This is a genomic window from Streptomyces sp. NPDC086077 (assembly GCF_040686175.1).
In the GTDB taxonomy this organism is placed as follows: Bacteria; Actinomycetota; Actinomycetes; order Streptomycetales; family Streptomycetaceae; genus Streptomyces.
On the sequence record NZ_JBFBJT010000016.1, the window covers coordinates 61,859 to 75,732 of the forward strand.

A 13,874-nucleotide genomic window follows, 5' to 3' on the forward strand; every position below is an offset into this window, starting at 1 on the left:
TTGAGGTCAAGTGCTGCGCGCGGGCCGCCTCGGAGATCGTTGTCGGCCGGCTTCCCGCACGTAATCCCCCGGCCCCGCTTCCGCAACCCGCAGTTGAGGCGGTGCGGAAAACCTCTCGAAGTGTGACAGCGGCAGAACGGCAAAGCGCGGGACGGCGCTCCGGACCCATCCCCTTCCGGCTCATCCTGGGCCTGATCCCGCTCGCCTTCGTGACCTACCTCGCGGTGCGCCACCGCGACGTGCTCGCCGAGGGCTTCCATCATCTGGCGACGGCCAAGTGGCCGTGGCTGCTGGCCGCCGGCGGCGCCACCTGCCTGACCTGGGTCGCCATGGCGGTGACCCGGCAGGGCGCGGTCGTCGAGCGGCTGCCGGGCTTCCGGCTGCTGGCCACCCAGGTCGCGGCGATGGCCGCGAACCACATGCTGCCGACCGGGCTGGGTTCCAGCGCGGTCAACCTGCGGTTCATGACGGTCTGCGGGCTGCCGCTGGCCCGCTCCTCGGCCGCGGTGGCGCTCTACCTGCTCGCCGAGAGCATCGCCCGGGTCGGCATGCTGGCCGTCCTGCTGATCGTCTTCCCCGGCGCGCTGCGGCTCGGCACGCTGCTGCCGGCGAACGTGGCCGGCCCGCTGCTGCTCGTGCTGGGCGCGGTCGCACTGGTGGCGGCGGCGGTGCTGCTGCTCGTACGGCGGCTGCGCACGGCCGTGTTCTCCTTCGTGGGCACGGCGTTGGGTGAGGCCCGCTCGGTGCACACCCGTCCGTCGCGGGCGCTGGCCCTGTGGGGCGGTTCGCTGGCCTTCCCCGCGTTGCAGGCGGCCGGGCTGGTCGCGGTGGGGCTGGCGCTGGGGTTGGAGATACCGCTGTGGCACATCGCTCTCGCGTATCTGGCCGCGACGGTCGCCGTCGCCGTGGTACCCACGCCGGGCGGGCTCGGCTCGGTCGAGGCGGCACTGATCGTGGCGCTGGTCGCGGCGGGCAGCCCGGCCGCGGTGGCCACGGCCGTGGTCCTGGCGTACCGCGTGATCACCGTGTGGCTGCCGTTGCTGCCGGGGGCGCTGACGCTGGGCGCGCTGGTCCGGCTGAGGGTCATCTGAGACCGGCCCGGCCCCCGTAGCGTGCTGCCCTTCGACGACACGAAGACGAAACGAAGGGGGCTCCACCATGCCGGTCCGCGTCGAGCGTCAGCGGCACGTCACCACGGTCATCCTCTCCCGTCCCGGGGCCCGCAACGCGGTGGACGGCCCGACCGCGGCCGAACTCGCCGCCGCTTTCCGCGATTTCGAGGCGGACGACGGGGCACACGTGGCGGTGCTGTGGGGTGAGGGCGGCACGTTCTGCGCGGGGGCCGACCTCAAGGCGATCGGCACCGAGCGCGGCAACCGGGTCGCCGAGGACGGTGACGGGCCGATGGGGCCGACCCGGATGCGGCTGACCAAGCCGGTCGTGGCGGCCGTGGCGGGGCACGCGGTCGCGGGCGGCCTGGAACTGGCGCTCTGGTGCGATCTGCGGGTCGCCGAGGAGGACGCCGTCTTCGGGGTGTTCTGCCGCCGCTGGGGTGTCCCGCTGATCGACGGCGGCACGGTACGGCTGCCCCGGCTGATCGGCACCGGCCGCGCCCTCGACATGATCCTCACCGGGGCGTCCGGTGCCGGCCCGTGAGGCCTGCGACATGGGGCTCGTCAACCGCGTCGTCCCCACCGGCCGGGCCCGCGCCGAGGCCGAGGAACTGGCCGCCGGCATCGCCCGCTTCCCGCAGGCCTGCCTGCGCGCCGACCGTGCCTCCGTGTGGGAGCAGGACGGCCTGGACGAACCGGCCGCGATGCGCGGGGAACTGCGGCACGGCACGGGCGTCCTGGCGGCGAGCCTGGAGGGCGCCGCCCGCTTCGCCGCGGGGGCCGGGCGGCACGGCTCGTTCACGGACGGCTGAGGCCGGTGTGCGCGAGGAGGAACTCGCCGGTGACGGTCGACTACGCGTCCGTCGCCCTCGTCGTCGTACTCGTCCTCGCCACCGCGTGGTGGTACGTCGCCCGCCGTTCGTACGGAACCGACCACCGCCGCGTACGGATCGGACCGTGAACAGGCGGAAATGGCCGAGGGAATCGTCTGATCCACGCGGTGCGGCCACCGCTCCAGGTACGAACCGGCGTGCGGATACGGCAGGATGAGCGATCGCGCCGCCCCGTCACAGGGGGACCGGCGCGATCGCACATCCCGTCTTCGAGCAGGTGACAACGTGACGCGACTTCACATCCGGTACGCCGCAGATTGTTTCCCGGGAGGTGACCGATGACCCGCGCGCTGACCCTGGACGACCTGATGCTCGCCGGGATCGCCCTCGTGGCCGGTCTGCTGGGCGCGTTCCTGCTGCGCATGCTGCTGCGCTGGCTGGGCAAGCACGCCCTGCGGACCCGCTGGGGCGGCGACGACGTCATCGTGGACGCCCTGCGGACCGTGGTGCCGTGGGGGGCGATCGTGGGCGGCGCGGCGGCCGCCGGAGGGGTGCTGCCGCTGACCCGGACGGTCCAGCACCACGTCAACCAGTCCTTGACGGTGCTGTTCATCCTCGTCGTGTCGGTGTCCGCGGCACGGGCGGTCGCCGCCCTGGTGCGTTCGGTCGCCCAGTCCCGCTCCGGGGTCGCGGCCTCGGCGTCGATCTTCGTGAACATCACCCGGGTCGTGGTGCTGGCGATCGGCTTCCTGGTGATGCTCCAGACGCTGGGCATCTCCATAGCGCCGCTGCTGACCGCCCTCGGCGTCGGCGGTCTGGCCGTCGCCCTCGCCCTGCAGGACACCCTCGCGAACCTCTTCGCGGGCATCCACATCCTCGCCTCCAAGACCGTCCAGCCCGGCGACTACATCCGGCTGAGCAGCGGCGAGGAGGGCTATGTCACGGACATCAACTGGCGGCAGACCACCATCCGCAACCTCTCCAACAACCTGGTCATCATCCCCAACGGGCAGCTCGCGGGGACGAACATGACCAACTACAACCGCCCCGAGGAGCAGTTGACGATCCTCCTCCAGGCGGGCGTGGCGTACGACAGCGACCTGGAGCAGGTCGAGCGGGTGACCATGGAGGTCATCGCCGAGGTGATGACCGAGATCGACGGCGCCGTCCCGGAGCACGAGCCGGCGGTCCGCTTCCACACCTTCGGCGACTCCCGGATCGGGTTCACGATCATCCTGGGCGTCGGCGAGTTCAGCGACCAGTACCGGATCAAGCACGAGTTCATCAAGAGACTGCACAAGCGGTACCGGGCCGAGGGCATCCGCATTCCGGCCCCGATGCGCAGGGTGTCGCTGGAACACGGCCCGGTGGCGATACCGCAGCAGCGGGGCGCCGGGGAGACGGAGGACGTGGCGGCCCTCCGCATCGACTGAGCGGCCGACCGTCCAAGGGTGGCCGGGCGTCCGAGTCACGCCCGGTGACCTGGCCGCTTCCGAAGGGGCGGGCAGGCGGATGCCCGGGATCGCGCGGACCCCTGTCGAGTGGGGCCCCGGCACGAGATATCTTGATGTCGAGCAATGTTGCAGACGTGGAGCGGAGCACCCGGTGACTGACTCGACCATCATCTATACGCACACTGACGAGGCCCCGGCCCTGGCGACGTATTCCTTCCTGCCGGTGGTCCGGGCATACGCCTCGCAGGCGGGTGTCGCCGTGGAGACGCGGGACATCTCGCTGGCCGGCCGCATCATCGCGGTGTTCCCGGAGTACCTCACCGAGGACCAGCGCATCCCGGACGCCCTGTCCGAGCTGGGCGAGCTGGCCAAGACGCCCGCGGCCAACATCATCAAGCTGCCGAACATCTCGGCGTCCATCCCGCAGCTGAAGGCCGCGGTCGCCGAGCTCCAGGGCCAGGGCTACGCGCTGCCGGACTACCCGGACGACCCGAAGACGGACGAGGAGCGCGAGATCCGCGCCCGCTACGACAAGATCAAGGGCTCCGCGGTCAACCCGGTCCTGCGTGAGGGCAACTCCGACCGCCGCGCCCCCGCCTCGGTCAAGAACTACGCCAAGACCCACCCGCACCGCATGGGCGCCTGGACCGGTGAGTCCAAGACCAACGTGGCGACGATGGGCGTGGACGACTTCCGCTCCACCGAGAAGTCCGTCGTGATCGCCGAGAACGGCACCGTGCGGATCGAGCTCAAGGGCGACGACGGCTCCACCACCGTCCTGCGCGAGTCCGTACCGGTCCTCGCCGGCGAGGTCGTCGACGCCTCCGTGATGCGCGTCGGCGCGCTGCGCGAGTTCCTGACCGCACAGGTCGCCAGGGCAAAGGCGGAGGGCGTGCTGTTCTCCGTGCACCTGAAGGCCACGATGATGAAGGTCTCCGACCCGATCATCTTCGGTCACGTGGTGCGCGCCTTCTTCCCGAAGACCTTCGCCCAGTACGGCGACAAGCTCGCGGCGGCCGGCCTCACCCCGAACGACGGCCTCGGCGGCATCTACAAGGGCCTGGAGGCCCTGCCCGAGGGCGCCGAGATCAAGGCGTCCTTCGACGCCGAGCTCGCCGAGGGCCCGGAGCTGGCGATGGTCGACTCCGACAAGGGCATCACCAACCTGCACGTGCCGTCGGACGTCATCGTCGACGCGTCCATGCCGGCGATGATCCGCACCTCCGGCCACATGTGGGGCCCCGACGGCCAGGAGGCCGACACCCTCGCGGTGCTCCCGGACTCCTCGTACTCCGGCGTCTACCAGGCCGTGATCGACGACTGCCGTGCCAACGGCGCCTACGACCCCTCGACGATGGGCTCCGTGCCGAACGTCGGCCTCATGGCGCAGAAGGCCGAGGAGTACGGCAGCCACGACAAGACCTTCGAGATCCCCACCACGGGCACGGTCCGCCTGGTCGACCAGAACGGCGACGCCCTCATCGAGCAGACCGTCTCCGCCGGTGACATCTTCCGCGCCTGCCAGACCAAGGACGCCCCGATCAAGGACTGGGTGAAGCTGGCCGTCACCCGCGCCCGCGCCACCGGCGACCCGGCGGTGTTCTGGCTGGACGCCACCCGCGCCCACGACGCCAACCTCATCGAGAAGGTCGACGCCTACCTGGCCGAGCACGACACCGAGGGACTGGACATCCGCGTCCTGGCCCCCGTCGAGGCCACCAAGCTGTCGGTGGAGCGCATCCGCCGGGGCGAGAACACCATCTCGGTCACCGGCAACGTGCTGCGCGACTACCTGACCGACCTCTTCCCGATCCTGGAGCTGGGCACCAGCGCCAAGATGCTGTCGGTCGTCCCGCTGATGGCGGGCGGCGGCCTGTTCGAGACGGGCGCCGGCGGCTCCGCGCCGAAGCACGTCCAGCAGCTGGTCAAGGAGAACTACCTGCGCTGGGACTCGCTCGGCGAGTTCTTCGCGCTGGTCCCGTCCCTGGAGCAGTACGCGAAGGTCACCGGCAACGCCCGCGCCCAGGTCCTCGCGGACACCCTGGACCGGGCCACGGCGACCTTCCTCAACGAGGACAAGTCCCCGACCCGTCGCGTCGGCGGCATCGACAACCGCGGCAGCCACTTCTTCCTGTCCCTGTACTGGGCGCAGGAGCTGGCGAAGCAGACCGACGACGCCGAGCTGGCCAAGGCCTTCGCGCCGCTCGCCGAGACGCTCGCCACGAACGAGCAGAAGATCGTGGACGAGCTGATCGCCGCGCAGGGCAAGCCCGCCGAGATCGGCGGCTACTACCAGCCCGACCCGGCCAAGGCCGCGACGGTCATGCGGCCGTCGGCCACCTGGAACGAGGTGCTCGGCTCCCTGAGCTGACGCCCCGGCCCGAAGGGCCGCCCGTCTCCGCCTCCGCCCCGACCGGTGCACCGTCCGGCCGGGGCGGAGCCGTGTGCGGGGGCGATGTGGCACCTTGATCGTGCCGTTCGCCACCGACCACCCCGGAGCCGCCCGTGACCAGACCCTCGCCGTCGTCCTACGAGCTGCTGCCCAGGGCCGGTGACTCACCCGTGATCCTGCATGTGCCGCACTCCGCGCGGCGGATACCCGGGGAGGTGCGGGAGGGGATCGTGCTGGGGGACGCCGCGCTGGAGCGGGAGCTGGACCACATCACGGACGCGCACACCGGGCGGATCGCGCGGGAGGCGGCCGGATCGGCCGGGGTCAGGCCCTGGCGGTTCGTCAATCGGCTGTCGCGGCTGGTCGTGGACCCGGAGCGGTTTCCGGACGAGCGGGAGGAGATGCTCGCCGTCGGGATGGGCGCCGTCTACACGAGGACCACGCACCGGGATGTGCTGCGGTACGCGGGCTTCGATCCCGGGCCCCTCGTCGAGCGGTTCTTCCGGCCCTATGCCCGGGCGATGGCCGACGCCGTCGCCGGGCGGCTGGCCGCGGCCGGACGGACCGTGATCATCGACGTGCACTCGTATCCGAGCGTCCGGCTGCCCTACGAGCTCCACGGGCAGGGGCCGCGGCCCGCCGTCTGTCTCGGGACCGATTCCTTCCACACCCCGCCCGCGCTGCTCGCCGCGGCCCGGGAGGCGTTCGCGCAGGTCGGGGAGATCGGCCTCGACAGTCCGTTCAGTGGGACGTACGTGCCGCTGGAGTACTACGGGACCGAGCCCCGGGTGTCCGCGCTGATGGTGGAGATCCGCCGCGACACCTACATGACCGAGCCCGGCGGACCGGCCGGCCCCGGGCTGCCCCGGCTCGCCTCCGCGCTGGCCCGCCTGGTCGACGGCCTCTCCCGTTGACCACCCGATGGGGTACCCCCGCGCGACAGGGGGCACCCCGGCGGTGACGGTGGGTGCATGACGGAGGAGATCACCGCGCCGACCGGGCGGCAACGGCCCCCGGTCCGGGAGTGGCCGGCACTGGAACTCGACGGCGTCCGCTTCGACCCGGTCCTGGCGGACCTCATGGCCGAGGGCCCCCTGACCCGGGTCCGGCTCCCGTACGGGCGGGGATGGGCCTGGCTGGCCACCCGCCACGAGGACGTGAAGGCGATCACCCGCGACCCGCGCTTCGGCCGGGCCGAGCTGACCCGTCGCGAGGTCACCCGGATGGCCCCGCACTTCGCACCCAGGGCCGGCTCTCTCGCCTTCGCCGACCAGCCCGACCACAACCGGCTGCGCGGGGCGGTCGCGAGCGCCTTCACCGTCGGCGCGATGCAGCGGCTGCGGCCGCGCGCGCAGGAGCTGCTCGACGAGCTGGTGGACGACGTCGTACGGGAGGGGCCGCCGGCGGATCTGGTCGGGCGGGTGCTCGAACCGTTCCCGATCGCCGTGATCAGCGAGGTGATGGGCGTGCCCGCCGAGGACCGCGAGCGGGTGCACGCCTGGACCCGGCGGATCATCTCCACCTCGGGCGGCGCCGGGGCCGCGGAGCAGGCCAAGGAGGGGCTCTACGGATGGATCACCGGGACCGTCCGCGCCCGCGGTCGAGGCGCCGGGACGGACGTGTACTCGCTGCTCGCCACCGCCGTGGCCCGCGGGGAGATCGAGGAGGCGGAGGCGATCGGGCTCGCCGGGCCGCTCCAGATCGGCGGCGAGGCCGTCACCCACAACTGCGGTCAGGTCCTGTACCTGCTGCTCACCCACCCCGAACTGATGCGGCGGATGCGGGAAGACCGTCCGAAGGCCCGCGGCCTCCTCCTGGACGAGCTGCTGCGCTACGTCCCGCACCGCAGCTCCGTGGGCCTGGCGCGGATCGCCCTGGAGGACGTCGAGCTGCACGGCACGCGCATCCATGCCGGCGAGGCGGTCTACGTCTCCTACCTGGCGGCCAACCGCGACCCGGACGTCTTCCCCGACCCGCACCGCATCGACGGCGGACGTGACCCCAACCCGCACCTGTCCTTCGGCAGCGGGCCGCACCACTGCACCGGCGCCGTCCTCGCGCGGACGCAGACCGAGCTGCTCATCGGCACCCTCCTGGAACGGCTGCCCGGGCTGCGGCTCGCCGTCCCCGCGCAGGACGTCTCCTGGCGGCGCCAGACCATGCTCCGGGGCCCGCTGAACCTGCCCTGCACCTGGTGAGGGGCCGGTCCAGCGGATCAGACCGGCCTTCCTCCACGTGGCCGTGAGCGCCCGTGTCCCCTCAAGCCCGCAGCCACTCCGTCACGACCACGTCCCCGCCCGCCCGCAACCGCAGTGCGAAGGGACCGGAGGGCGCCACGTCACCGGCGAAGCGGCCCATGGCATCGGCGGTGAGCGTGTCCGGCGCGGCCGGCCGCGGGCCGCCCAGCACCTCGATCCGGGCCGGCTGCGGCGGCAGCACCTGCCCCATCAGCCCCTGGGCGGTCACCTCCACGTCGACGGTCAGGTCACCGCTGCGGAAGGTCAGCATCCGCGGCGCGTCCGTCACCCCCCGGACGGGGATGGCGTCGACCAGCGAGTCGAAGGTCAGCTCGGCCAGCCGGGCGTCCATGTCGTGCAGTGCGAAGGCGTCGACGGCGATCCGGCGCAGCTCGGCCGGCACCGGGTCCAGGACGGCGGCGGCGCCACGGAGCTCCTCCTCCAGTCTGCCGCCGTCGAACTCGTCCTCGGGCAGGGCGCCTTCGTTCTCGTCGAAGCCGTTTTCGTCGGTGGCGTTCACGATGCTCCCCGTGCGTCGAGTCGGGCCCGCAGACGACGCAGACAGCGCTGGCGCAGCGGCCCGATGCTGCCGACGGCGATCCCCAGGGCGGCGGACACCTCCTGGTAGCTGGGCGGCGGCGAGGCCATCAGCACCCGCAGCAACTGCCGGCAGCGCTCCCCCAGTTCCTCGAACTCCTGCCACAGCCGCCGGATGCGCTCGCTCTCGGCGGCCGCCTCCTCCGAGTCGATCACCGTCTGCTCGGGCGTGCGGTCCTCGCTGACCCGGTCCAGCAGCTGCGGATCGTCGGTCGGTGTCATCCTGCGCAGGCTCTTGAGCACCTTCAGGCTCTCGTGGCGCGCGGTGCTCGCGAGCCACGCCCCCGCCTTCTGCGGTTCCCGGATGCGGCCCAGGTGCTGGGCGAAGCGGAACCAGACGGTCTGGTAGACCTCGTGGGCGTCGGCGTCGGAGAGCCGGTGGGCGCGCACCACCGACCACACCAGTGGGCTCAGCCCCTCCACCAGCGCCTTCCATGCCGCCGCGTCGCCGTCGACGGCGGACTGGACGAGCGCGCCGACATCTGCACGGTCCACGGCCCCACCCCTCGTGTACGGCAGGTCATCGTACGCCGTGGCGGGGACCGTCAGCGCACTCATGCCCCAGGGCCGGCGGTCACGACCGGCCCGGGGCGCCAGGTCGGCGGGAGCAGGGCCGGCACGATGGCTCCGCGCACCTCGGCGAACTCGGTGTTGGCCGTCAGCAGTTGCTGCCGGGCGGCGCGCGGGTCGGTCTCCTTGTGGGCGACCATGTGCGAGGCGATCAGGCCCGCCACGACGGGGGTGGCGAAGGAGGTGCCGCTCCAGTTCGCGAGCCCCTCGAACATCACCTGGTCCGGCTCGCCCGGGTCGGCCTGCCCGCCGCTGAGCACCCCGGTGTGCCGGGGGGACTGGCAGGTGCAGGCGTAGCCGAAGCCGTAGCGGCAGGACTCGTACGTGGAGTGCTGGTAGACGTAGGGGACGGGCTTGGTGAAGCCGGTGAGGGCGCTGGTGAGGCGCTCGCCGGGGGCGTAGACCTTCACCCACCCGCCGTGGTTGCTGAAGCAGGCGCCGAACTCGCCGTCGCTGCGCAGCGCTCCGACCGACAGCACGGAGCTCGTGTACTCCGGCAGGTCGGCGTAGGCGGCGGGCCAGAACGGGGTGGCGCTGCCGTTGTTGCCGGCGGCGGCGACGAGCAGGGTGCGTCGAGTGCGCAGTTCCTCCATGAAGGCCTGCACGCCGAGCAGTCCGTCGGCGCGGCCGTTGGAGGTGCCTGCCGAGAGGCTGATGATGTCGGGCCAGCCGTTGTCGTCGACGGCCTCGAAGAGCTTGTCGCCGAACTCGGACTCCAGGATGGCGCCCGCGTCGTTCAGGCTGTTGCGCACGGTGAGTTCGGTGTTGGGCGCGACGGCGGCGACGAGCCCGCCGATGAACGTGCCGTGCCCGACGTACTGCTGGAGGACGCCGTCGTCGTCGCACTCCTGGATCTGGAAGTCGCCCTGGGCGCGGGCCAGCAGCGGGTAGGAGCGGTAGTCCTGCATCAGGCCGGTGTCGATCACCAGCACGCCGACGGCGGTCTCCGGGTCGTAGAGGCCCTCGGCGGGCGCCGGGTTGGGCTGCTCGGTGGGCTGGGCGGGCACGGGCTCGTCGCCGGGGCAGGCGTTGACCGCGATGTGCACCACGTGGTTGCGGCTGACCAGCCTGCGGCCCGCGCGCCCCTCCGCGGTGCGCAGCGCGCGCAGGGCGCTCGCGACGTCACGATCACCGCGGCGGTCGCCCTGCCCGGGGTCGCCGACCTGGATACGGGTGATTCCGGAGCGGTTGGTCGCGGGGCCCGCCCGGCGCACGCTCTCCCCGACGAGGCCGGTGGTCTCGGTGAAGTGGGCGCGCACGGTGTCCTCGACCATGCGGGCCTCCTCGCCGTCCCGGGCGAGCACGACCCCTTTCTCGTACATGAACTCGGCGGAGTCGTCCGGGCCCATCGCCAGGGGGACGTCCGGCATCGAGCGCTGGATCTGGTCGAACTGCTCGCGGAATCGCTGTGGTGCCATGGCGTGTCCTCCCACTGGGGCGTTGCGTCGACAACTAGAGCAGACGAGCCGCTGATTGATACAGAGACAAACCTGTGTGGCATGGTTCCGGGGCCACTACCATCCGAGGGGTGACAGCGGGAAGCGACACGGTTCTCGAACTGCTGCCGATGGTGTTCGCCGCTCCGAACGACGCACTGGCAGGGGCGGAACGGGTGCTCGACACCGATCCGCCGCCGCTGCACGCCTCGGTCGCCCATCAGGTGATCGGCATCTGGCAGCGGGACTTCGGCGATCTGCGGATCGCCCTGGACCATCTGCGCCGCGCCCGCGACCTGGCGGCGCGCGCGGAGTCGGCCGAGCGGGAGGCGGACGTCCTCGGCACGCTCGGCGTGGCGCTGGTGCACGCGGGCCGCACGCGACAGGGGCTCGCCGCGTTCGAGCGTGGCGTGCTGCGCGGTTCGGGGCACACGCGCGCGCGGGTGCTGTATCGCCGGGCCTACGTGTGGTGGGTGCTGGGCCATCACCGGGAGGCGCTGGAGGACGTACGCCGGGCGATTCCCGTGCTGCGGCAGGCGGACGACGTGATCTGGACGGCGCGGGCGCTGACGCTGCGGGCGACCGTGCATCTGGCCCTGGGCTCGGTGGACCGCGCCGACGCCGACTTCACGGCCGCCGAGCGGCTGTGGGACACCACCGGGCAGGAGCACGACAAGGCCGACGCCGTGGAGAGCCGGGGCCTGGCCGCGTTCCGGTCGGGTGACATCCCGGCGGCGCTGCGGCTGCTGGACGAGGCGCAGGAGCGGTACGCCAAGCTCGGCACGCCCTCGTTCATGCTCGACATCCGGCGCTGCGAGGTGCTGATGGCGGCCGGGCTGGCCAAGGAGGCGCTGACCGAGGCGGACGCGGCGATTGGCGTCCTGGACGGCATCGGCGGCCAGTCGACCCGTAAGGCGGAGCTGCTGCTCGTCGCCGCCCGCGCGGCCCGGCTGGCCGGTGATCCGCACACGGCGATCGCCCGGGCGGCGCTGGCCGTACGGCTGTTCGCGGCACAGCGGCGCACCTGGTGGGAGACGCACGCCCGGCTGGTGCTGATCGAGGCCCGGGTGGCCGCCGGGCGCCGCTCGGGCCGGCTGGTCGCGGACGCGGCCGCGGTGGCCGACCGGCTGGCCGCGTTCGGGGCGCCGGCCGCGCCGGAGGCGTCGCTGCTCGCGGGCCGGATCGCGCTGGGCCTGGGCTGGCGCACGGACGCGGAACGGCACCTCGCGGTCGCCGCCCGCAGCAGGCACACGGGCCCGTCGCCCGCGCGGATGACGGGCTGGGCGGCGCAGGCCCTGCGCGCGCGTGCCGCCGGTTCGAGCCGCGGGGTGCTGGAGGCCTGCCGGCGAGGGCTCGACGTGCTGGACGACCACCGGATGACGCTCGGCGCCTCGGAGTTGCGGGCGCGCGCCACCGAGCAGGGCGCGGAGCTGGCCGCGCTGGCGCAGCAGGCCAGTCTCGCCGCCGGGGGCCCGCGACGGCTGCTGATGTGGAGTGAGCGGTGGCGGGCGACGGTGCTGTCCGCGCCTCCCGCCCGGCCGCCGGCCGACCCCGCGCTGGTGCGCTCGCTGACCGCGTTCCGGGAGATCGCCGCGCGCGCGGAGGCCGCCCGTATGGAGGGCCGCCCGGTGCCGGCGCTGGAGCGTGAGCAGCGGCGCCTGGAGCGGGAGGTCCGCTCGCGGACCCTGCACATGCGGGGCGACTCGCCCGGCGAGGGGGACCGGTTCGACGTGGGCCGGCTGCTGGCGCGGCTGGAGGGGACGCGGCTGGTGGAACTCGCCGTGCTCGACGGACGCGTGCATGTGCTGCTGTGCGCTCAGGGGCGGGTGCGGCGGTACGAGGCGGGGCTGCTCGGGGAGGCGGAGGCCGAGGCCGAGTACGTACAGGCCGGGCTGCGGCGGCTCGCCCATCCTGGCGCGGAGGGGCGGCTGCCGGTGGTGGAGGCGGCGGGGCGGCGGCTTGAGGAGCTGCTGCTCGGGCCGGCCGCCGCGCATCTGGGGCCCGGGCCGGTCGTGGTGGTGCCGCCCGCCCGCCTGCACCGGGTGCCGTGGGCGCTGCTGCCGTCGCTGCGGGAGCGGGTGGTCAGCGTGTCGCCGTCGGCCGGCAGCTGGCTGCGGGCCCGGGAGACCGAGCCGCCGCCGGGCGGGCGGCACGTGCTGGTCCGCGGGCCGGGGCTGGCGACGGGGGGCGCGGAGGTGCCCGAGGTCGCCGACCGGTACGGCAGGCCGACCGTCCTGGAGCACGACGAGGCCCGCGTCCCGCGGGTGCTGGAGGAACTCGACGGGGCGGCACTCGCCCATATCGCCGCGCACGGCACCTTCCGCGCGGACAGCCCCCTGTTCTCCGCGCTGCGGATGGCCGACGGGCCGCTCATCGTGCACGACTTCGAACGCCTGGACCGCAGCCCGTACCGCATCATCCTCTCCAGCTGCGACACCGCCCGCCTCGCGTCGGTCGGCGCCGACGAACTGCTCGGCCTGGTCACCGCGTTGCTCCCGCTGGGCACGGCGGGCGTCGTCGCGAGCAGCGCGCCCGTCAACGACGCCGCCGTCGTCCCCCTGATGCTCGCCCTTCACAAGGGCCTCGCCACCGGTCTCTCCCTGGCCGAGGCCCTCCGCGACGCCCGGGCCGCGCTGCCGGACGACACGGTCCACCAGGCCACGGGGTGGGCGTTCACGGCGTTCGGGGCAGCCTGACGCGTCAGCACGCACGCTCAGGCCGTCCCCACGCCGTCCCGTCCGGCTACGCGGGCTGCGCGTCCGGCAGTTCCACCAGCCAGGGCAGGGCCGCCCGGTCTCCGGTGCCGAGGCGGACGTAGGCGCTGTAGAGGTGGTTGCCGACCGTGCGGACGGAGAGGGTGAGCTGTGCGGCGATCTCGCGGTTGCTGAGGCCGGCCGCGGCGAGGGTGACGATCTGGCGCTGACGGGCGGTGAGTTCGCCGAGGGCGAGGCCGGACAGGGCCGGGGTGCGAGCGCCCTGGCAGCGCCGGGCCAGGGCTACGGCGCGGGTGCGTGAGGTGCGGGCGGCGCGCGGGTCGCGGTGCGCCCGTACCGCCTGGGCGTGCGCTTCGGCGGCGAACAGCAGGAACCCCCGCTCCTCCAGCCGTTCGGCCGCCCGGTCAAGGGCGGGCCCGTCGCCCCGGGCGAGCGCGTCGGCGTGCTCGGCGAAGACGCCCCGCAGGCGGCCGGCGGCGTGCTCCGGCGCACCGAGGCGCACGGCGTCGTAGGCGCTGTCCGCGCCGGC

General features: G+C 73.4%; 10 protein-coding genes and 2 pseudogenes. 8 read left to right on the plus strand and 4 right to left on the minus strand.

What is annotated here, in order from left to right; genetic code table 11:
- Positions 1 to 122: 122 nt before the first annotated feature.
- The 7 genes and pseudogenes from AB0O67_RS07630 to AB0O67_RS07660 all read left to right on the plus strand — a co-directional run bounded on the left by AB0O67_RS07630 (position 123) and on the right by AB0O67_RS07660 (position 7,989).
- A complete protein-coding gene (locus tag AB0O67_RS07630) occupies positions 123 to 1,091 on the plus strand; it encodes a lysylphosphatidylglycerol synthase domain-containing protein (RefSeq protein WP_365447243.1) in 969 nt (322 codons plus the stop codon).
- A 67-nt stretch (positions 1,092 to 1,158) separates the two neighbouring features.
- Positions 1,159 to 1,924 (plus strand): annotated as a pseudogene (locus AB0O67_RS07635) (crotonase/enoyl-CoA hydratase family protein).
- A 17-nt stretch (positions 1,925 to 1,941) separates the two neighbouring features.
- Positions 1,942 to 2,104, plus strand: a pseudogene (locus AB0O67_RS07640) (amino acid permease); the annotation flags it as partial.
- Between the two features lie 179 nt (positions 2,105 to 2,283).
- Positions 2,284 to 3,378: a mechanosensitive ion channel family protein gene (locus AB0O67_RS07645; protein ID WP_365447245.1), complete on the plus strand. Its 1,095-nt coding sequence runs from the start codon at positions 2,284 to 2,286 to the stop codon at positions 3,376 to 3,378.
- A gap of 172 nt (positions 3,379 to 3,550) precedes the next feature.
- Positions 3,551 to 5,770, plus strand: a complete 2,220-nt coding sequence (locus AB0O67_RS07650; protein ID WP_365447247.1) for an NADP-dependent isocitrate dehydrogenase — start codon at positions 3,551 to 3,553, stop codon at positions 5,768 to 5,770.
- A 134-nt stretch (positions 5,771 to 5,904) separates the two neighbouring features.
- Complete coding sequence (locus tag AB0O67_RS07655; protein ID WP_365447249.1) at positions 5,905 to 6,705, plus strand: N-formylglutamate amidohydrolase; 801 nt, start codon at positions 5,905 to 5,907, stop codon at positions 6,703 to 6,705.
- A gap of 57 nt (positions 6,706 to 6,762) precedes the next feature.
- Positions 6,763 to 7,989 carry a cytochrome P450 gene (locus tag AB0O67_RS07660; protein WP_365447251.1) on the plus strand — a complete coding sequence of 409 codons (1,227 nt, stop codon included), beginning with the start codon at positions 6,763 to 6,765 and terminating at the stop codon, positions 7,987 to 7,989.
- Positions 7,990 to 8,050: 61 nt separating this feature from the next.
- Here AB0O67_RS07660 and AB0O67_RS07665 read toward each other — a convergent pair whose 3' ends face one another.
- Genes AB0O67_RS07665 through AB0O67_RS07675 form a run of 3 tightly spaced genes read right to left on the minus strand, consistent with a single transcriptional unit; the run spans position 8,051 to position 10,613 of the window.
- Positions 8,051 to 8,548, minus strand: a complete 498-nt coding sequence (locus tag AB0O67_RS07665) for a hypothetical protein (protein WP_365447253.1) — start codon at positions 8,546 to 8,548, stop codon at positions 8,051 to 8,053.
- Complete coding sequence (locus AB0O67_RS07670) at positions 8,545 to 9,120, minus strand: sigma-70 family RNA polymerase sigma factor (protein WP_365447255.1); 576 nt, start codon at positions 9,118 to 9,120, stop codon at positions 8,545 to 8,547. The genes AB0O67_RS07665 and AB0O67_RS07670 overlap by 4 nt, the downstream gene beginning before the upstream one ends.
- A gap of 59 nt (positions 9,121 to 9,179) precedes the next feature.
- Positions 9,180 to 10,613, minus strand: coding sequence for a S8/S53 family peptidase (locus AB0O67_RS07675; RefSeq protein ID WP_365447257.1), 1,434 nt, complete (start codon positions 10,611 to 10,613; stop codon positions 9,180 to 9,182).
- Between the two features lie 110 nt (positions 10,614 to 10,723).
- Here AB0O67_RS07675 and AB0O67_RS07680 point away from each other — a divergent pair, with 110 nt between their 5' ends.
- Positions 10,724 to 13,327: a CHAT domain-containing tetratricopeptide repeat protein gene (locus tag AB0O67_RS07680; protein ID WP_365447259.1), complete on the plus strand. Its 2,604-nt coding sequence runs from the start codon at positions 10,724 to 10,726 to the stop codon at positions 13,325 to 13,327.
- A gap of 46 nt (positions 13,328 to 13,373) precedes the next feature.
- Here the strand turns inward: AB0O67_RS07680 and AB0O67_RS07685 are convergent.
- On the minus strand, positions 13,374 to 13,874 hold a 501-nt coding region (locus AB0O67_RS07685), incomplete at its 5' end, for a LuxR C-terminal-related transcriptional regulator (protein ID WP_365447261.1).